Below are 17,636 nucleotides of genomic sequence, written 5' to 3' on the forward strand. Positions count from 1 at the left end.
GGGGCTTTTCGGTCTTGTGCTTCATGCCTTTCTGAGCTGTTTTCCGGTCTTCCGGTTTTCCATGTTTTTTGCTCTTCAGTTGTGCCTGCTTTTGCTGTTTTTATTGATTCCGGAATTTGTCCTGGTGATTGATGCGCAACAGGTATTGGACAGTCGGGCTGAAAATCCGGATGGAAGGCGTTTCATGAGGGCATTTCATGTCCGTGGCGTCGGGGCAAAAGTCAGGGCGAAAAAAAACCCGCCGGAAGGCGGGGTGGTGGGGCATCGGGAAACCGATGCCCGGGGGTTGGGCGGCTTGCGCCCACAGGCCGCGGCGGCAGGAGGCGCCTGCCGCCGGGAAGGCCGGATCAGGCCTTGGCGGCGTCGAAGCGGCGGGCCACTTCGTCCCAGTTGACGACGTTGTAGAAGGCCGCGATGTAGTCGGGGCGACGGTTCTGGTAGTGCAGGTAGTAGGCGTGCTCCCACACGTCCAGGCCCAGCACGGGGGTGTTGCCGCTGGCGCCGGCAGCCTTGCCCATCAGCGGGCTGTCCTGGTTGGCCGAGCTTTCGACCACCAGCTTGCCTTCGGGGCTGACCGACAGCCAGGCCCAGCCGCTGCCGAAGCGGGTGAGGGCGGCCTTGGTGAAGGCGTCCTTGAAGGCGTCGAAGCCGCCCAGGTCACGGTCGATGGCGCTGGCCAGGGCGCCCGTGGGCTTGCCACCCTTGTTGGGGGCCATGACGGTCCAGAACAGCGTGTGGTTGGCGTGGCCGCCACCGTTGTTGCGCACGGCGCCACGGATGGCTTCCGGCAGGCTGTCCAGGCGGGTGATCAGCTTCTCGACAGGCTCGTCGGTGGGGAGACCGGCGCCTTCCAGGGCGGCGTTCAGGTTGTTGACGTAGGTCTGGTGATGCTTGGTGTGATGGATTTCCATCGTCTGCGCGTCGATGTGCGGCTCGAGCGCGTCGTAGGCATAGCCAAGCTTGGGCAGGGTGTAAGCCATGTAGAGATTCTCCTGAGGATGACAGTGATAGCCCGGTCGGCCGCCATCCCGGCAGCGGCAGGGACCGGGAGGGGAAACCTGGGGCCCGACCCCGGGGGGTCAGACCCGGCTGAAGATGAGGGTGGCGTTGGTGCCGCCGAAACCAAAGCTGTTGGACATGATGGCGTCGAGCTTCATGTCGCGGTTCTCGCGCAGGATGGGCATGCCCTCGGCCTTCTCGTCGAGCTTCTGGATGTTGGCGCTGCCGCAGACGAAGCCGTCCTGCATCATCAGGATGGAGTAGATGGCCTCGTTGGAGCCGGCAGCCCCCAGGGCATGGCCCGACAGCGACTTGGTGGAGCTGATGAGCGGGATGTCGCCGTTGGCGAAGGTGGTGCGGATCGCTTCCAGCTCCCGGGTGTCCCCCACCGGGGTGGAGGTGCCGTGGGCGTTGATGTAGTCGATCTTGCCGCCGTGCTGGGCCAGGGCCATCTGCATGCAGCGCACTGCGCCTTCGCCGGAGGGCTGGACCATGTCGTAGCCATCGGAGGTGGCACCATAGCCGGTGAGCTCGCACAGGATGTTGGCACCACGGGCCTTGGCGTGCTCGTACTCTTCCAGCACCAGCATGCTGCCGCCGCCGGAGATGACGAAACCGTCACGGTCGGCGTCGTAGGCGCGGCTGGCCAGTTCCGGGGTGTCGTTGTAGCGCGAGGACATGGCGCCCATGCCGTCGAAGAGCATGCTCATCTGCCACGAGACTTCTTCGCCGCCACCGGCAAAGACGATGTCCTGCTTGCCCAGCTGGATGAGTTCGGCGGCATTGCCAATGCAGTGGGCACTGGTGGAGCAGGCCGAGCTGATCGAGTAGTTGACGCCCTTGATCTGGAAGGGCGTGGCCAGGCAGGCCGAGACGGTGGAGCCCATGCACTTGGTGACGCCGTAGGGGCCCACGCGCTTGATGCCGCTGGCCCGCAGCACGTCGGCCAGCTCCACCTGCGACGACGACGAGGCGCCGCCGCTGCCGGCGACGATGCCGGTGCGCAGGTTGGACACCTGTTCGGGGGTGAGCCCGGACTGGGTGATGGCCTCCTGCAGGGCGATGTAGGAGTAGGCGGCTGCCGGTCCCATGAAGCGCAGGATCTTGCGATCGATGTGCTCCTTGGGATCAAGGGCAATGTTGCCGGCAACCTGGGAGCGCAGCCCCATGTCCCGATAGACGGGGTCGAAGGTGATGCCCGACTTCAGTGCCCGCAACGATGCCAGGACCTCCTGGCAGTTGTTGCCCAGACTGGAGACGATGCCTATACCGGTGACGACGACTCGTTTCATGTTTTGGCTCCCGGATGCTTGCGTGACAGGCGATGGGCGGGGTTCCTCGGCACGGAGTTCAGAAGTCGTCCGTGCTGGTGAACAGACCCACGCGCAGACCGTTGCCTTCGTAGATCTTGCGGCCGTCCACGCTCATCTCTGCATCGGCGATGCCCAGCACCAGCTTGCTGTTCATCACGCGCTTCATGTGGATGTGATAGGTGATCTTGCGGTGCTTGGGCAGCACCTGGCCACTGAACTTGACCTCGCCGCAACCCAGGGCACGGCCCCGGCCGGGGGCACCGGTCCAGCCCAGGAAGAAACCGACCAGCTGCCACATGGCGTCCAGACCCAGACAGCCCGGCATGACGGGGTCGCTTTCGAAGTGGCAGCCGAAGAACCACAGGTCGGGGGTGATGTCCAGCTCGGCGATGATCTCGCCGCGGCCGTACTTGCCGCCGTCGCGGTTGATCTCGACGATGCGGTCGACCATCAGCATGTTGGGCAGGGGCAGCCGGGCATTGCCGGGGCCGAACAGCTGGCCCTTGCCGCAGGCGATCAGTTCTTCTTTGGTGTAGCTGTTTTGGGGAACGAACTCGGTCATGTCAGTCCTTGGGACGGGCGGCGGCGTGCGGGATGGCCTGTGAAGGGGCCGACCGGGCAGGGGCCCGGCCCGTCGGTGAGGCCGTTTTCAGTAGAAACCCTCAATGGTATGCGCAAATTGGCCATTCTTGATGAATGGCGATGGGGTATCGGGTTTTTTTGCCGAATGGAACCGTCCGGCGCGAAGCATGCCTGCTGCCCCGGTCGGCTGTCAATTGGCGGCAACCAGGGGCATGGATCTGTTCGATTTTGTGTCAGCCATGCCTGACACCGGCATCCTGCCATCCGCCTCCGCCTTGAGATGCAGATGACAGGATGTCGAGGACAGGCTTTGGGGCCGGTGACGGGGCGATGGCGACGGTGGATCCGACGGGGCTTCAGCCGCGGGCCGGTGGCGCCACGGAGACGCCCTGGACGTGGTTGCGCTGCAGGGCGGCCGCCACTTCGCCACTGGCCTTGGCGTGCTCGACGAAGCTGCGCAGCAGGGCTTCGGCACGGGCGCTGCGGTTGCGGGGCAGGCCCATGGCCTGTTCGATGACCATGAAGCGGCCGGGCAGCAGGCGCAGCCCGGGCACACGGGCGGCGTCGGCTTCCAGCTGCTGGCGCACGCCGGCGGCCACCTGGTGGTTGCCTGACAGGAAGGTGTCGACCACGGCCTGGGACGACGCGGCGCGCACCAGGCTGGCATGCTGGATGTGGCGACTGAGGTAGAGATCATAGGCGCTGCCCTTGCCGACCACGATGTCGCGGCCGGGCGCGTCGACCTGGGCGTTGTCGGTGAGCGGTGAGTCGTTGCGCACCAGGTAGGCGCCTTCGATGAGCACGTAGGGGGCGGTGAAGGCAATGCCAGCGCCACGGCCCGGGTCGATGGCGAAGAAGCCTATGTCGGCCCGTTCCTCGGTGACGGCGGCCACGGCCTCGGCCGCCACTTTCACGGGGATCAGTTCCAGTTCCAGACCCAGCAGGCGGGCGAAGGCACGCGCCAGGTCGACCGACACGCCGGCGGGCTCGTCGCTGTCGGGCTGCTGCCGCGCCAGCACGGCATTGCCCAGGTTGATGACGGCGCGCAGCTTGCCGGTGGGGGCGATTTCGGCAATCAGGGTGGGGTCATCGATGGGATTGGGGGTCATGGCGGGTCTCCTGTATGTACTGCGATGCGTTTTCGTGAGCTTAGCAGGCGGGCCGCTCCGGGGCAGGGCTGGTTTCCCCGCAGATGACGATGGATAGTCCCGGCATGGCGTGCCACCAGGGATGACGCGAAGGGCAGGATGTTGTCCCGATGGTGCGAAATGTTGCCGAAAGAAAGCGCCTCGCGGCAAATCGTGGGATACGAGGGGTTGGGGTTTGCCCTGTGGCACGGATCGGGCTGATAATGAAGGAATAATCCCGCATGTGATATTGATCGATGGAGGAAGTCTGTGAGCGGAAGTGATGCAGCCGAACTGAACGCGGAATCGGCAGCACCGGAGCCGGTCGCGCAGGCCACGACGGCCGCCGAAGAGGCGGCGCCTTCATCCAGCCAGTCCCCGTCCGGAACGGCCGAGGGGCCGTCTTCGGATTCGCCCCTGATCAACCAGCAGTTCTCCACGCTCAACAGCCTGCGCCGGGCGCGCACCTGGGTGGATGTCTATCTGGTTACCGGCACCTGCCTGCATGGGCAGATCCGCTCCTTTGATTCCAACATGCTGCTGCTGCAGACCCGCAGCGGCGATGTGGCGCTCTATCACCATGCGGTCAGCAGCGTGATGCGTGCGCAGAAGCGCGGCGGAAGTGCCAAGGCCAGCAGCCGCAAGCCGGTGCGCGGCAATGTCAGACCCGCGGTGGTCCGTCAGGCCGATGGCGTGGATCAGTCCCGTCGTCCGGAGGGCGAAGGGGCGCCGATGCGTACCTGGCGCCAGCCGGCCATCGAAAGCCCCGCGCGTCCGCGCGTCGAGATCAACCGTGAGGCCGGTGGCCGCATCGAGGGCTCGCGGCTCACGGCATCGCGTCCCGGTGTGGCACCGCGCCGGCCTGCGGCACCGCCTGCCGGTGTGGTGGTCGTCCGTCACAAGCGCGTGCGAACCATCGTGAAGCCCGAAGACGAGCAGTGACGCCCGTGCGATCATTGGGGGCCGACGAGCTTTCGTCGTCCCTTTCCGGATCGCTGCGCCCATGTTCAGTTATCGCCACGCCTTTCATGTCGGCAACCATGCCGATGTGCTCAAGCACGCCATCCTGGTGGCCATCCTGCGCCACCTGGCCCTGAAGGACAAGTCGTTCTGGGTCTTCGACACGCACGCCGGTGCAGGGCGCTACCGGCTGGATGCGGCCCAGACACGAAAGAACGCCGAATACCGCAGTGGCATCGAGGCGCTGTGGCAGGCCCGGAAGCTGCCGGCGCTGCTGGCCGACTATCGTGACGAGGTGGCGCGCTTTGACGCCGAGCAGGAGGAGGCCACCCGAGAGCGTGCGGCTCAGCGGAGGGCATCGGCCGGAACAGGGCGCCATGACGAAGCAGCCGGTGACGCCGTGGCTGCCGAAACAGCCGAAGGCGGCGCAAGCCGACCTGCGACCCGACGTGCTGCTCAGCCCACGGGGCGGCTGCCCCGCTGGTATCCGGGCTCGCCCTGGCTGGCGCTGCAGCTGATGCGACCGCAGGACCGGCTGCGCTGCTTCGAGGCGCACCCGACTGAGATCCGGGTCCTGCACGACAACCTGGAGGCCGCGCATCGGCGGCAGGTCCAGGTCTTCGGTGAGGATGGCTTTGCCGGGCTGAAGGCGCTGCTGCCGCCCGTCTCGCGCCGGGGGCTGGTGGTCATCGACCCCTCCTATGAGGACAAGCGGGACTACGCGAAGGCACGTCGCACGCTGATGGAGGCGCTGGAGCGCTTTGCCACGGGCACGATGATGCTGTGGTATCCGCTCGTGCGCCGGCGCGAGCTGATGCTGCTGCTGGATCAGCTGCCCGGGCTGCCGGGCGTGACCGACTGGCTGGATGTGCGCCTGCAGGTGGGCGCGCCGCCGGAGGATGGTTACGGGCTCTATGGCAGCGGCGTCTTTGTCATCAACCCGCCCTATACGCTGGCGGCCGAATTGAAGGAAGCCATGCCCGTGCTGTGGCAGCTGCTGGGGCAGGACGCCCAGTCGGGCTGGTGGATGGAGACTTCGGGGCAAGGCGGACGGGATCGTGCGCCCCAGGCCCGACCATCCCAGGCGCGGCCGTCCGAAGGGCAGTCGCCCCGGGAGCGCTCGGGCAGAGGCCGCCCGGAGCGGGACCGCCAGGATCGGGCACGTCCGGCCCGGCGGCGCTGATCGGGTTTACTGGATCGCTTCCAGCAGCTTGTCGGCCCGCTTGCCGTTCATCATCATGCGGCCGCGGTTGGCCTTGAAGGCTTTTTCCACGGCCTCGCGGTTGGTGGCCTTGCCGGCCTGGATGATGCCGATCATGGCCATCATCAGGTGCGGGGGGCAGTCATAGAAGTAGAGGCCTTCCTTGTCCACCTTCAGCGTGAAGGGCTTGTCCAGCTCGCTCTTCCAGGGGGTGATGCCCTCGGGTACGGCCAGCGAACGGACCTGGTGGCCCGAGTTGGTGGGCTCGAAGATGACGGTGTCGCCCACATCCACCTTGAGGTAGGCGGGCTCGAACACCATGCCACCTTCCTTGCCGTTGTTGAGCATCTTCACGACGTGCTCGGCGGCGTGGGCGGGGTTGGCCAGCATCAGCAGTGCTGCGGAGGCGGCCAGGGCGGTCAGGGTCTTTTTCATGATCGGGGTTTCCGGTAAGGAGCCCGTACAGCGCATGCACGGGCAGGGAAAATTACGTGGCGTCCGGCTGACCCTGGGCCTGCCGGACGGGGCCGACGGGCGAAGGATCAGCCGGCGATGCCGGCCGCGCCCTGGGCGGCTGCCGGGGGTACGGCGTCGTCCTCGGCCTGGTAGCGGATGGTGCGCACGTGCGGATGGCCGAAGCGGTCGATCTGCACGTCCACCGGCACGTCGTACAGGCGCTGGATCAGCTCGGCCGTGATGACCTCGGCCGGTGGCCCGTAGGCCTGCAGCTTGCCCTTGTCCAGCACCACCAGCCGGTCGGCGTACTGCGCCGCCAGGTTCAGGTCGTGCAGGATGGTGACGGTGATCCAGTTGTGCTTGCGGGTCTGCTTGTGCAGGTGGTCCATCAGCACCACCTGGTAGCGCATGTCCAGTGCGCTCACGGGCTCATCCAGCATCATCACTTCGGGCGAGCGCAGCAGCACCTGGGCAAACAGCGCCATCTGCCGCTGGCCGCCACTGAGCGCGTAGATGGGGCGCTCGGCGATATGCAGCAGGCCCACGGCTTCCAGCGCGTTGAGCGCTGCCAGCACGGTGTCGTCATCGACCCGCATGCCCAGACGGTCCAGCCGGCCCAGCATCACCACCTCCAGGGTGGAGAGATCCAGATCCAGCCGGGTGTCCTGCGGCATGTAGCCGAAGCGCTGGCGCCAGACGGGCAACCGCTGCTCGCGCTGGTCGTCACCGTTGAGGCGGATGTGGCCGGCGCTGGGATGCAGCTCGCCGAAGAGGGCACGCATCAGGCTGGTCTTGCCGCAGCCGTTGGGGCCGATGATGGCTGTGACTTCGCCGGGGTGGAACTGCACCGAGTAGCCGCAGGCCACCGGGTGGGTGCCGGCATGCAGGTGGAGGTTCTCGACTTCAAGCATGACCGCGCCTCCATCCCAGGATCAGCCAGAAGAAGAAGGGCACACCGATGATGGCCGTGACCACGCCGACCGGGAACAGCGCTCCCGGGACGATGATCTTGGACAGCACCGAGGCGGCGGACAGCATGACGGCACCGCACAGCATGGACAGCGGGATGAAGAATCGCTGGTCCTCGCCCACCAGCATGCGGGCGATGTGCGGGGCCACCAGGCCGATGAAGCCGATGACGCCGACGAAGCTGATGGCGGTGGAGGTGAGCAGTGCGACCAGGACGAGCGTCTTGAGCCGCAGCTTGGCCACGTCCACGCCCAGACTGCGCGCACGGGCCTCGCCCAGGCGCAGGGCCGTCAGCTTCCAGGCATCGGCCATCAGCAGGATGGTGCACACCACGGTGACCGTGCCGGTGATGGCCAGCGACCACCAGGAGCTGCGCTGCAGGCTGCCGAACAGCCAGAAGATGATCTGCTGGTTCAGTTCGGGGGACGACATGAACTGCAGCATGGACATCAGCGACTGGAACAGGAACAGCAGTGCGATGCCCGCGAGGATCAGCGTCTGGGCGTTGACCTGGCGGAACATGGCGATGCCGAACAGCACCGAGGCGGCCAGCATGCACATGAAGAACGCGCCCAGCGGCACGCTGATCAGCGGGTCGATGGAGATCCCGATGGCGTCGGCGTGCAGACCGAGTGCGGCGCCCAGGCCGGCTGCTGCCGCCAGGCCCAGCGTGTAGGGGCTGGCCAGCGGGTTGTCCAGCAGCGTCTGCATTTCGGCGCCGCCCAGGCCCAGGGCCGCGCCCACCACGATGGCCATCAGCGCCACCGGCAGCCGGAAGTCCCAGACGATGGTGACGAGGCCGTCGGCCGCATCGGGGTGGGCAAAGCCCAGCGCCGGGAAGGGCGGGTGCATCAGGATGTCGATGACCTCCCGGAAGGGCAGCAGTGACGGGCCGGTGAAGATGTCGGCCAGGACAGTGCCCAGGAGAACCAGCAGCAGGATGCCCATCCAGAGCAGCCGGCGAGATTCACGCCGGCGCTGGACAGCCAGAGCCTGCTGCAGTTTCCCCGACGGATTGGCAGGGGAAGGGGCGTTCATGCGATCACTTGGCGTCTTTCAGGCCCGTGTAGAACGTGCCGTTGGGCGTGACCGGCAGGTAGCGCTTGTAGAAGCTGATGTAGTTGGCCTGCGGATCGATGTCCTTGAACAGCTCGGGGTAGGCCACCTTGGCGATGTACTGGATCGACGGGTAGTCGGTGATGCTGCGCGAGGCACCCTGGTACACGCCGTAGATGCGCTTGTCCTTGATGGCCGGCAGGCTGCCCCAGCCCGGACGCTTGGCGTAGCCTTCCAGGCGTTTCTGCGCTTCGGCCTTGTCCACGCCTTCGCCCATCAGCATGGCGTTGGGGTTCTTCTTGGACTCGGTGCCGGAGATCAGGATGACGTCGGGTCGGGAAGCGATGATCTGCTCGGGGTTCAGCGGGCCCCAGTACTCCACGAACGGAGCCGCAATGTTCTCGCCGCCGGCGGTGGTGATCATCGGGCCCCACATGTTCTTGCCGTACGAGAAGCTGTATTCGCTCGGTCCCTTGTTGCCGAACTCGACATAGACCTTCGGCTTGGCCTTGCCGGCCTTGGCAATGCGGCTGGTGATGGTCTCGACAGCTTCCTTGTACTCGTTGGCAATCTTCTTGGCACGGGCCTGCTGGCCGGTGATCTCGCCAAGGAGCAGCGTGCTGGCCACGTGGTTCTTCAGATCCTGGTCGTTGTAGTCCACCACGACGATGGGGATGCCCGACTGTTCCAGACGATCCACGTCAGGCCCCAGGCCCAGGTACTGCCATTTGGCCAGCACGATCACGTCCGGGCGCAGTGCCAGGGTCTTCTCGACGGAGAAGCTCTGCACTTCCACCTCACCCACGTCGGGCAGGTCCTTCAGCGACGGGCGATGGGCGGTGTGCAGCGCCCAGTTGGCCGGACGCCAGCCTTCCCAGGCCTCGCGCGAGATGCCGACCACCTTGTCGAAGGCCTTCTCGGTGCCGACGGCCATGTAGTCCTCGAAGTAGAAGCCCAGCAGCACGCGCTTGGCCGGCGATTCGATCTTGACCTTGCGGCCCTGGATATCGGTCACTTCCTTCTGGGCAGCCTGGGCGGCCCCCATCGACAGCGCGGCGACGACGGCCGCCAGCACGGTTTTGGAGAACGAAACGGTTTTTGCCATGGTTTGAACTGACAAGAGGGTGGAGGGGATGCCGGGCAGGTTCCGGCGCGGGGGAGGCGGCTACGGGGCCGGGGCTACAGAGTCGTCCGGTTCACGGAATGGGAGCCGTCTGATCGTAGCGTGATGGAAAGACGAATGAAACTCGTCATTTCCCATGATTACGTATAGTAATCAATGTGATGTTTGTTGTCGGATATGCGATCCGAGATGCTAGGGTTTACCCGAAAAGGGGCGAAGAATCCGGAATTCCCCGGCCTCGGTCAAGCAGATACGTACGAACAGTGTTGCTCTGTCAGAGGTGCCGACAAGCTGTGCCCGCAGGCGTCTGTCAATCGGCGTCTGACGGGCAGCAGTCCGATAGGGAATGGGGCGGTTGCCTGTCTTGCGGAGGCTGGGATCAGCCAGCTTCCTTGAAGGCTGCGCCGACGCTGCAGCCAGTGATCAGCCCAGCGCCTGTGCTGCCAGGGCACAGACGGTGGCAGTGCGTGCTTGCGGCGTGCTTTGCGGCCCGCTGCCTGCAGGAGCATCGGCGTCCGGGCTGCCGGCGGCCAGCCGGATCATCGTGGTGGGCTGGTCCACCAATGCCAGGCCATGGGCCTGCAGCCAGTTGGCCAGGACGTCGGCATCATGGCCCTGGCCCTGGCCCTGGCCTTGGCCGGATGGGCGATCATGCCCTGCCTGAGCCTGAGCCTGAGCCTGAGCCTGAGCCTGAGCCTGAGCCTGAGCCTGAGCCTGGCTGTGGGGGGCCGGAAAGGCGCACGTATGCGCTGCCAGGTCGATGCGGACGAAATCGCCTGTCCGTTCCTGGGTGAGCAGCCTCACCAGCGCCACGGCGCGGTCTGCGCCATCGGCCAGCAGGGGGCCCACCACCCAGCCACGCCCGAAGCGGCGCAGGATGCCGTAGCCGCACAGACGGCCGTGTGCGTCCATGCTCACGGCACAGCGTTCATCAGCATCCATCTGAGCCAGCAGGGCCTGCAGCAGTGCTGGGCGCGTCAGGCCGCGTTCACGCTGGTCATAGGCCAGCAGGGCGGGCAGGTCCTGCGGTTGCAGCAGCCGGGTCAGCTCGTCGGTCGCGAGGGAGGACGTGGGCCCGGCTTCCACGGGAGGCTGCCAGTGCCCGTGAAACTGCCGGGCCTGGCCGATGGCCGTAAAGCCCAGCGATTCATACAGTGGCCTTCCCTGGGCGGTGGCCTGCAGCATCACGTCACGGCCTTCAAGGGCCTGCAGCAGGTCCTTGAAAAGGCGCTTGCCAATGCCGCGGCGTTGCCAGGCATTGTCGACGATGACCATGCCGATGCTGCCCTGTTCGTGTCCCCATTGCCAGGCCAGCCCACAGCCGATCAGTTGCCCATCGGCACGCACGGCCAAGGCTGCGCCGTGTGCCTTCGCCCAGCTGATGAACTGCTGCCAGTCGGCCTCGCGGTGGGGCCAGCGCAGCGCCTGGCTCAGTTGCCAGCAGGCGTGCGTGTCGGCAGCGGTCAGGGTGTCCAGGGCGAAGGGTTCTTGCATGGGGGAGGCGATGTGCGGGCAGGGAACGAAGAGGGTTACTTGGCCTCGTCTTCGGGCTGGGTGATGAAGCCCACTTTCGAGAGGCCGGCTTTGGAGGCATCGACGATGGTCTGTGCCACGTAGCGATAGGGCGTGTTCTCGTCGGCGCGCAGGTGAACGTTGGGTTGCGGCTCCTCGGTGCTGGCCTTCTTGAAGCGCTCGGCAGCCTCCTCGCGGCTGATCTGGTCATGGCCCCAGTAGAGGTTGCCGTCCGCATCGATCGAGAACTCGATCGTGGTGGGCTTGTTCTCGGTGGGGTTGGTGGTGGCGCGCGGCAGCGCCAGCTTGACCGAGTTGGTCAGCAGCGGCGCGGTGACGATGAAGATCACCAGCAGCACCAGCATCACGTCGATGAGCGGAACCATGTTGATCTCGCCCATTGGGGTGTTGCTGTTCTTGGAATCAAAACTGGCAAAGGCCATGGTGGATCGATCCTTCGGTGAGGGGGCGCCGCCGTGGCGGCTGGCGCCCCTGGAACTGGAATGACGGGCTTGCTCAGGCAGCCTGCTGCGGCTTGCTGTTGTCGACGTGCGTGTGGCCGCTCAGCGTTTTGCCGGAAGACAGGAAGGTGAACAGCTCGAAGGCGAAGGCGTCGAGACGCGCCGTCAGCACCCGGTTGCGGCGGGTGAGCCAGTTGAAGCCGATGACCGCCGGCAGGGCCACGGCCAGGCCCAGGCCGGTCATGATCAGCGCCTCACCCACGGGGCCAGCCACCTTGTCCAGCGAGCCGGAGCCGCTCAGACCGATGTTGACCAGGGCATGGTACACACCCCAGACAGTGCCGAACAGGCCGAAGAAGGGCGCGGTGGCGCCCACGGTGGCCAGCACCGACAGGCCGTTCTCCAGGCGCACGGTCTCCTCATCCAGCACCTTCTTGATGGTGCGGGTCAGCAGGTCGGCTGCGGTGCCGGCGTCCGCCATGCGGTTGGACGGCGCCGTGCGGGCATAGTGCTGGATGGCCTGCAGGGCGTTGGCGGTGACGCGCGAGAACGGGTCATGCACGCCATGGGCGGCGATGTCCTTGGCCACGGCCTGCATGGACGGTGCTTCCCAGAACATCTTCAGGAAGCGTTCGGCGCGCGAGCTGCGGATGAAATGGGTGATGCCCTTGACGAGGATCAGCGTCCAGGACACCACGGACATGCCCAGCAGGATGACCAGCAGCGCCTTGCTGACAAAGTCGCCCTGCGCCAGGAAGTGGGCGAAGCCGAGGGTGGGGGTATCGTTCACGTTCAGTTCTCCAGTTCGAAGACGATTGGCATCAGCACGTAGGCTTCACGCGGCTTGCCATTTTCCTTGTGGGGTGAGAGGAGGGCATTGCGGGCTGCATCGATGGCGGCCTTGTCCAGGCGGTCAGAGCCCGAGGATTTTTCGAGCTTGACCTCCTTGGGGCGGCCATTCACGTCGACCAGCACGCGCAGCATGACCTTGCCGGTCTCGCCGGCGCGCTTGGAAAACGCCGGGTACACGGGCTTGGGCTGGCGGATGTAGGTGATCTGCGAGGAACCCAGCACCGGTGGCGGGCCGACGGGACCCTGCGTGCCGGAGCCTTGTTGCGGCGTGGTACCGGCCGGCGCATTCGGCTCGCCCTGCACGGGAGGTGTGGGCGGTCCCGGAGGCAGGTTGGCAGGCGCCGGCTCGGCCGGGGGCGGCTCGGGGGCAGGCTTGGGCGGCGGCGGCTCCTTGGGTTTCGGCTTCGGTTTAGGCTTGAGCTTCGGTTTCGGTTTGGGTTTCGGCTTGGGCACCTCGTAGACCGGCGCAGGCTCAGGCGCCGGCGGTGGCTCGGCCACGACCGGTTCGGGCTCCGGCTCCGGTTCGGGCTCGGGTTCCGGGGGCGGCGGCGGGGGTGCGGTGGGCTCGGGAATGACGGGCGGCTGGGGCGGCGCGTTGACCAGCTCGACATAGACGGGCTGATCCTCGCCGCTGGCAGCCTGCAGCATGTCATCGGTGAGGTTGATGCCGTACAGCAGTGCTGCGTGCAGCAACAGAACCCCGCTGAAGGCGGGCAGCATGTGCCAGCGCGGAGGGGGACGGTCCAGCGCGAGGACTGATTCCAGATCCACGGCGCGGGCCTCGCGCCGGTCGGCGGTCTGGGGGGCCTGCGAGGAGGCGCCCGGAGCCGACGGAGGGGAGGACGGTGGTTTCACACGAGAGCGGATGGAGGTTGCTGGGAAAACGATATGGGTCGACCGATGCCCGATCACCGGGCCGAGAGACTGGCCGGCCCATCAGGGACGGCGTGCTCAGGGCAGGGCGGGGGCAGTCTCCGGGAAGAACCCATGAGGCAAGAGAGCGAACAGAAGCACGACCCGAACAGGCGTGCTCCTGGGTCTTGCCGGAAAACCAGCAGGATGTGGATGCAGGCGCGTTCGGACGGACGGTGTCGAGGCGTTCCGGGTATTGCGCGCTACCGGGCGGCTTGTTCTGGAATGTGCCGCGCAATGGTAACGATTCGTATTGGAGTCCTCAAATCGGCCGCTGGCAATTCTTCACGGGATGAGGTCGGCTTGCAAGCATGACCCGATGCCGTGAAGGGGGTTGCCGTGAGCATATTGTTGCAGCGGTTTCGCGGAATGCGCAACGGTTGGTGACCATTCGTCGGTCAGGACGGATTTGCAGGGGGAGGCATCTTGTCCCGAGGCGGCTGTCATTGATGCCGACGATCGTGTCCTGACGCGTGCCTGACGCGGAGAATCCGGCCAAACACTCTATACAATCGTCGGATGCACACCCAAGACTCTTCCTTCCTGTCCGACTGGCAGCGCCAGCGGCTCTCCATCCACGTCGACCGCGCAGTGACCGAACTGCGGCGAGGGCGGCCTCTTCTGATGGTCGATGCCAACAGCATTGACAGCCTGCTGCCGAAAGGAGTTCAGGGCCCCTCCAATGTCTGGCTGTTTGCGGCGGTGGAGACGCTGACGCCCGATGGCTGGGAGCGGTTGCGGCGGCTGAGCCCCCTCGACCTTGGCTTTCGTCTGCTGCTGTCCGGCCAACGGATCGAGACGCTGGCACGGCAGCAGGGCTGGTCGAACCTGATGCCAGGGAAGGGGAGCAACCTGGAGCGGCAAGATTTCGAGCAGCCGTTCGAGTTGTTTCTGATGCCAGATCAGGGAAGTGCCGCGTTGCCGGCGATTCGGGCCTGTGCGGGGCTGGACGGGGAGATTCCGCGTGAGGTAGCGCTTCTGATGCGCTACCAGCTGCTTTCCCTGGCCGGGGATCCCCAGGCTTCGGACTGGGGAGCGCCTCATCAGAAAGTTGAACCAGCAAGGACGACCAGTGGGGAGGCTCCATGGCTGGCGCAGCCAGGGGTGAGCAGCCCCCCCTTGCAGCTAGCACGCTCGGCTCTGGCGCTGGCGCGGGAAGCCCGTCTGGCGCCGGCGGTGGTTTGTTACAAAATCTCGTCGGAGCAGGCGCACGACCTGCTGGACGCCGGTCTGATGCATGTCGACCCGGCGCAAGTGCAGGCCTTCGTGGCCACCCGCCCCATCCAGCTGGAGCAGGTCAGCGATGCCCCGGTGCCGCTGGCCAGTGCCTGGGCAGCCGATCGGGAAGCTGCAGCCCGGGGGGATGGGACACAACCGGTCGGTGCAGTTGGGGGCGATGCCGCCCAGTCGGGCGGGTTCGCCGGACGTGCTGATGGTGATCACGCCATCGACAGCCGCTTCGTGGTCTTCCGCGAGAAGGACAGCGACTTCGAGCATGTTGCCGTCATCGTCGGCAATCCGGACTTCAACGGCAAGGAGCCGGTGCGGGTCCGGCTGCATTCCTCGTGCCTGACGGGCGATCTCTTTGGCAGCCTGCGTTGTGACTGCGGCGATCAGCTGCGCGGCACGGTGCAGCGGCTGGCGAAGGACGGCGGCGGCATCGTGCTGTACCTGTCGCAGGAAGGGCGGGGCATCGGCATTGCCAACAAGCTGCGTGCCTACCGGCGGCAGGATGCGGGGCTGGACACGCTGGATGCCAACCACGCGCTGGGCTTCCGGATGGACGAGCGCCACTTCGAGGTGGCGGCTGCCATGCTGAAGTCGCTGGGCTGCACGCACATCAACCTGCTGACCAACAACCCGGCCAAGATTGCCGCCCTGCGTGACGCCGGCATCGACGTAGTGGAGCGTGAAGGGGTCAAGGGCGGGGTCAACGCCCACAACCAGCGCTACCTGCTCACCAAGATGAAGCGCGGCGGCCACCTGTTCGATCAGCAGGATCTGCAGATGGACGCCGACAGTACCTCGGGCGGAATGTCGGGCATGGCGTCTGCCATGAGCCATGAAGGCACGATGCCTGAGGGCGCTGTCCAGACCGAGGCTGGTCATGCCACGGCCGAGGGCAGATCCGCGTCGCCCGCGCAGGCGCTGGGCATCGAGGAGGGCGCAGGGCGTCTTCTGCCGACGGCCGCGTCGGGGGCTGAGGGCGCTGACGCCTCGCCCGAAGGCCGGCCGCTGTCGGTCGCCATCCGTGAAAGGCTGCAGTTTGCCAACCGGCGCTTCCACGCCAATGACAATATTGCCGACTTCATTCACGACGAGGCCGAGCTGGATGCGCTGCAGGACGAGGTGGCAGAGCGGATGCAGGCGCTGCTGGAATCGCTGGTCATCGACACCGAGTCGGACCACAACACGCAGGACACGGCACGGCGCGTGGCGCGCATGTACCTGAACGAGGTGTTTGCCGGCCGCTACCGCAAGGCGCCGGCCATGACCGAGTTCCCCAACGTCGAGAAGCTCAACGAGCTGCTGGTGGTGGGCCCCATTACCGTGCGCTCGGCCTGCTCGCACCACTTCTGCCCCATCATGGGCCGGCTGTGGATCGGGGTGCTGCCCAATGCCGACTCCAACCTCATCGGCCTGTCCAAATATGCGCGGCTGGCTGACTGGATCATGAGCCGGCCGCAGATTCAGGAAGAGGCCGTGAAGACGCTGGCTGATGAGCTGGAGCGGCGCCTGGTGCCGAATGGTCTGGCCGTGGTGATGAAGGCTGACCACTTTTGCATGCACTGGCGCGGTGTGAAGGACGAGAGCCAGATGACGTCTTCCGTCATGCGGGGCGCCTTCCTGCGCAATGCCAGCCTGCGGCGCGAGTTCCTGGGGCTGATCTGACCCCGGCGGGGTTGATCCGGTCCCGGGCGCTTCGGAGCTTTGGACCATGCACCGGTTTTCTGTGGCCTGTGCCATGGCCTTTCCGGGTGGTTTATGGCATGTTTCGTGCTGTGTCGTCGAGGTCCATGCACGGACCCGATAACCCTTGTCTGGTGTCCGGCCCGCCTGTCGCGGGTCGGGTGATCTGGAAAAATAGCCTCCCATGGAAAAACAGACTCTCCTCGTGACCGGCGGTGCCGGTTACATCGGCTCCCACACCGTCGTGGAGCTGCTGGCCGCTGGCCATGACGTGGTCATCCTCGACGACTTCAGCAACAGCTCGCCCCAGGTGGTGGATCGCATCGCCGAGATTGCCGGCCGCCGTCCCGCCCTGGTGGAGGGCGACTCGGGCAACCGCGACACGCTGCGTCGCCTGCTGGCCCAGTACCCGGTCGATGCCACCATCCACTTTGCCGGCTTCAAGGCCGTGGGCGAGTCGGTGGCCAAGCCGCTGGCCTATTACGGCAACAACGTCAGCGGGACCGTGGTGCTGCTGGAATGCCTGGAAGAGGCCGGTGCACGCCGCCTGGTGTTCAGCTCCTCGGCCACCGTCTACGGTGATCCGGCCAGCGTGCCCATCCGCGAAGACTTCCCCACCGGCCCCACCAACCCCTATGGCCGCACCAAGTGGCACATCGAGCACATGCTCAATGATCTGGCGGTGGCCTCGCCCGAGTGGTCGATCGGCATCCTGCGCTACTTCAACCCGGTGGGGGCTCATGCCTCGGGCCGCATCGGCGAGAATCCGCGCGGCATTCCCAACAACCTCATGCCCTTCGTCACCCAGGTGGCGGTGGGCAAGCGGCCGCAGCTCTCGGTGTTCGGCGGTGACTACCCCACGCATGACGGTACCGGCGTGCGCGACTACATTCACGTGGTGGACCTGGCGCTGGGCCATCTGGCCGCGCTGGAGAAGGTGGTGGCCGGCAAGGGCGCCTGGACGGTGAACCTGGGCACCGGCAAGGGCTATTCGGTGCTGGACTTCGTCAAGGCCTTCGAGAAGGCCAGCGGGAAGCCCATCCCGTACCAGATCGTCGATCGCCGTCCCGGCGACGTGGCGCAGTGCTATGCCGATCCGTCGCTTGCGGCCGAGATGCTGGGCTGGCGCGCGCAGCGTGACCTGCAGCAGATGTGTGCCGACAGCTGGAACTGGCAGCAGAAGAATCCGGACGGCTACTGAGC

At 66.1% G+C, this 17,636-nt stretch carries 16 protein-coding genes and 1 pseudogene; 5 read left to right on the top strand and 12 right to left on the bottom strand.

Annotated features, from left to right (window positions below; translation table 11 throughout):
- Nucleotides 1–347: 347 nt before the first annotated feature.
- From EL249_RS05180 to EL249_RS05195, 4 genes are all read right to left on the bottom strand, one after another.
- Nucleotides 348–980 carry a superoxide dismutase gene (locus EL249_RS05180; protein ID WP_005673905.1) on the bottom strand — a complete coding sequence of 211 codons (633 nt, stop codon included), beginning with the start codon at nucleotides 978–980 and terminating at the stop codon, nucleotides 348–350.
- Between the two features lie 99 nt (nucleotides 981–1,079).
- Nucleotides 1,080–2,291, bottom strand: a complete 1,212-nt coding sequence (gene fabB, locus EL249_RS05185) for a beta-ketoacyl-ACP synthase I (RefSeq protein ID WP_005673903.1) — start codon at nucleotides 2,289–2,291, stop codon at nucleotides 1,080–1,082.
- 58 nt (nucleotides 2,292–2,349) lie between these two features.
- On the bottom strand, nucleotides 2,350–2,874 hold the full coding sequence (fabA, locus tag EL249_RS05190) for a 3-hydroxyacyl-[acyl-carrier-protein] dehydratase FabA (RefSeq protein WP_005673902.1): 525 nt from the start codon (nucleotides 2,872–2,874) through the stop codon (nucleotides 2,350–2,352).
- Nucleotides 2,875–3,250: 376 nt separating this feature from the next.
- A complete protein-coding gene (locus EL249_RS05195; protein ID WP_005673899.1) occupies nucleotides 3,251–4,003 on the bottom strand; it encodes a transporter substrate-binding domain-containing protein in 753 nt (250 codons plus the stop codon).
- A 288-nt stretch (nucleotides 4,004–4,291) separates the two neighbouring features.
- Here EL249_RS05195 and EL249_RS05200 point away from each other — a divergent pair, with 288 nt between their 5' ends.
- A complete protein-coding gene (locus tag EL249_RS05200; protein ID WP_005673898.1) occupies nucleotides 4,292–4,963 on the top strand; it encodes an RNA chaperone Hfq in 672 nt (223 codons plus the stop codon).
- A gap of 61 nt (nucleotides 4,964–5,024) precedes the next feature.
- Nucleotides 5,025–6,164: a 23S rRNA (adenine(2030)-N(6))-methyltransferase RlmJ gene (locus EL249_RS13495; protein ID WP_005673896.1), complete on the top strand. Its 1,140-nt coding sequence runs from the start codon at nucleotides 5,025–5,027 to the stop codon at nucleotides 6,162–6,164.
- A 6-nt stretch (nucleotides 6,165–6,170) separates the two neighbouring features.
- On the opposite strand, the gene EL249_RS05210 is transcribed toward EL249_RS13495, so the two are convergent.
- The 8 genes from EL249_RS05210 to EL249_RS05245 all read right to left on the bottom strand — a co-directional run bounded on the left by EL249_RS05210 (nucleotide 6,171) and on the right by EL249_RS05245 (nucleotide 13,466).
- Nucleotides 6,171–6,617: a pseudoazurin gene (locus EL249_RS05210; RefSeq protein ID WP_005673895.1), complete on the bottom strand. Its 447-nt coding sequence runs from the start codon at nucleotides 6,615–6,617 to the stop codon at nucleotides 6,171–6,173.
- A 107-nt stretch (nucleotides 6,618–6,724) separates the two neighbouring features.
- The gene (locus EL249_RS05215) at nucleotides 6,725–7,549 is read right to left on the bottom strand and encodes an ABC transporter ATP-binding protein (protein WP_005673894.1); all 825 of its coding nucleotides are present in this window, start codon (nucleotides 7,547–7,549) and stop codon (nucleotides 6,725–6,727) included.
- The gene (locus tag EL249_RS05220) at nucleotides 7,542–8,645 is read right to left on the bottom strand and encodes a FecCD family ABC transporter permease (protein ID WP_005673893.1); all 1,104 of its coding nucleotides are present in this window, start codon (nucleotides 8,643–8,645) and stop codon (nucleotides 7,542–7,544) included. Before EL249_RS05220 ends, EL249_RS05215 begins: the two co-directional genes overlap by 8 nt.
- A gap of 4 nt (nucleotides 8,646–8,649) precedes the next feature.
- Nucleotides 8,650–9,768, bottom strand: a complete 1,119-nt coding sequence (locus tag EL249_RS05225; RefSeq protein ID WP_005673892.1) for an ABC transporter substrate-binding protein — start codon at nucleotides 9,766–9,768, stop codon at nucleotides 8,650–8,652.
- A gap of 441 nt (nucleotides 9,769–10,209) precedes the next feature.
- The gene (locus tag EL249_RS05230; RefSeq protein ID WP_005673891.1) at nucleotides 10,210–11,280 is read right to left on the bottom strand and encodes a GNAT family N-acetyltransferase; all 1,071 of its coding nucleotides are present in this window, start codon (nucleotides 11,278–11,280) and stop codon (nucleotides 10,210–10,212) included.
- A 35-nt stretch (nucleotides 11,281–11,315) separates the two neighbouring features.
- A complete protein-coding gene (locus EL249_RS05235; protein ID WP_005673889.1) occupies nucleotides 11,316–11,741 on the bottom strand; it encodes an ExbD/TolR family protein in 426 nt (141 codons plus the stop codon).
- A gap of 73 nt (nucleotides 11,742–11,814) precedes the next feature.
- A complete protein-coding gene (locus EL249_RS05240; protein WP_005673888.1) occupies nucleotides 11,815–12,549 on the bottom strand; it encodes a MotA/TolQ/ExbB proton channel family protein in 735 nt (244 codons plus the stop codon).
- A gap of 2 nt (nucleotides 12,550–12,551) precedes the next feature.
- A complete protein-coding gene (locus EL249_RS05245; protein WP_126348099.1) occupies nucleotides 12,552–13,466 on the bottom strand; it encodes an energy transducer TonB in 915 nt (304 codons plus the stop codon).
- Nucleotides 13,467–14,756: 1,290 nt separating this feature from the next.
- On the opposite strand from EL249_RS05245, the pseudogene ribA reads away from it, so the two are divergent.
- The 3 genes and pseudogenes from ribA to galE all read left to right on the top strand — a co-directional run.
- Nucleotides 14,757–15,509 (top strand): annotated as a pseudogene (ribA, locus tag EL249_RS13500) (GTP cyclohydrolase II); the annotation flags it as partial.
- Nucleotides 15,510–15,701: 192 nt separating this feature from the next.
- A complete protein-coding gene (gene folE / locus EL249_RS13505; protein ID WP_040531507.1) occupies nucleotides 15,702–16,415 on the top strand; it encodes a GTP cyclohydrolase I in 714 nt (237 codons plus the stop codon).
- Nucleotides 16,416–16,617: 202 nt separating this feature from the next.
- Nucleotides 16,618–17,634 (top strand): UDP-glucose 4-epimerase GalE, encoded by a 1,017-nt coding sequence (galE, locus tag EL249_RS05255; protein WP_005673884.1) that lies wholly within the window; start codon nucleotides 16,618–16,620, stop codon nucleotides 17,632–17,634.
- Nucleotides 17,635–17,636: the final 2 nt, after the last annotated feature.

It is taken from the genome of Lautropia mirabilis (genome assembly GCF_900637555.1).
GTDB lineage: Bacteria > Pseudomonadota > Gammaproteobacteria > Burkholderiales > Burkholderiaceae_E > Lautropia > Lautropia mirabilis.

What these genes read in the sequence shown, in the direction of transcription:
- EL249_RS13495 (WP_005673896.1), top strand. Translation starts at nt 5,025, where the DNA reads ATGTTCAGTTATCGCCACGCCTTTCATGTCGGCAACCATGCCGATGTG.
- EL249_RS05220 (WP_005673893.1), bottom strand. Translation starts at nt 8,645, where the DNA reads ATGAACGCCCCTTCCCCTGCCAATCCGTCGGGGAAACTGCAGCAGGCT.
- EL249_RS05210 (WP_005673895.1), bottom strand. Translation starts at nt 6,617, where the DNA reads ATGAAAAAGACCCTGACCGCCCTGGCCGCCTCCGCAGCACTGCTGATG.
- EL249_RS05230 (WP_005673891.1), bottom strand. Translation starts at nt 11,280, where the DNA reads ATGCAAGAACCCTTCGCCCTGGACACCCTGACCGCTGCCGACACGCAC.
- EL249_RS05180 (WP_005673905.1), bottom strand. Translation starts at nt 980, where the DNA reads ATGGCTTACACCCTGCCCAAGCTTGGCTATGCCTACGACGCGCTCGAG.
- EL249_RS05225 (WP_005673892.1), bottom strand. Translation starts at nt 9,768, where the DNA reads ATGGCAAAAACCGTTTCGTTCTCCAAAACCGTGCTGGCGGCCGTCGTC.
- EL249_RS05195 (WP_005673899.1), bottom strand. Translation starts at nt 4,003, where the DNA reads ATGACCCCCAATCCCATCGATGACCCCACCCTGATTGCCGAAATCGCC.
- fabA (WP_005673902.1), bottom strand. Translation starts at nt 2,874, where the DNA reads ATGACCGAGTTCGTTCCCCAAAACAGCTACACCAAAGAAGAACTGATC.
- galE (WP_005673884.1), top strand. Translation starts at nt 16,618, where the DNA reads ATGGAAAAACAGACTCTCCTCGTGACCGGCGGTGCCGGTTACATCGGC.
- EL249_RS05235 (WP_005673889.1), bottom strand. Translation starts at nt 11,741, where the DNA reads ATGGCCTTTGCCAGTTTTGATTCCAAGAACAGCAACACCCCAATGGGC.
- fabB (WP_005673903.1), bottom strand. Translation starts at nt 2,291, where the DNA reads ATGAAACGAGTCGTCGTCACCGGTATAGGCATCGTCTCCAGTCTGGGC.
- EL249_RS05215 (WP_005673894.1), bottom strand. Translation starts at nt 7,549, where the DNA reads ATGCTTGAAGTCGAGAACCTCCACCTGCATGCCGGCACCCACCCGGTG.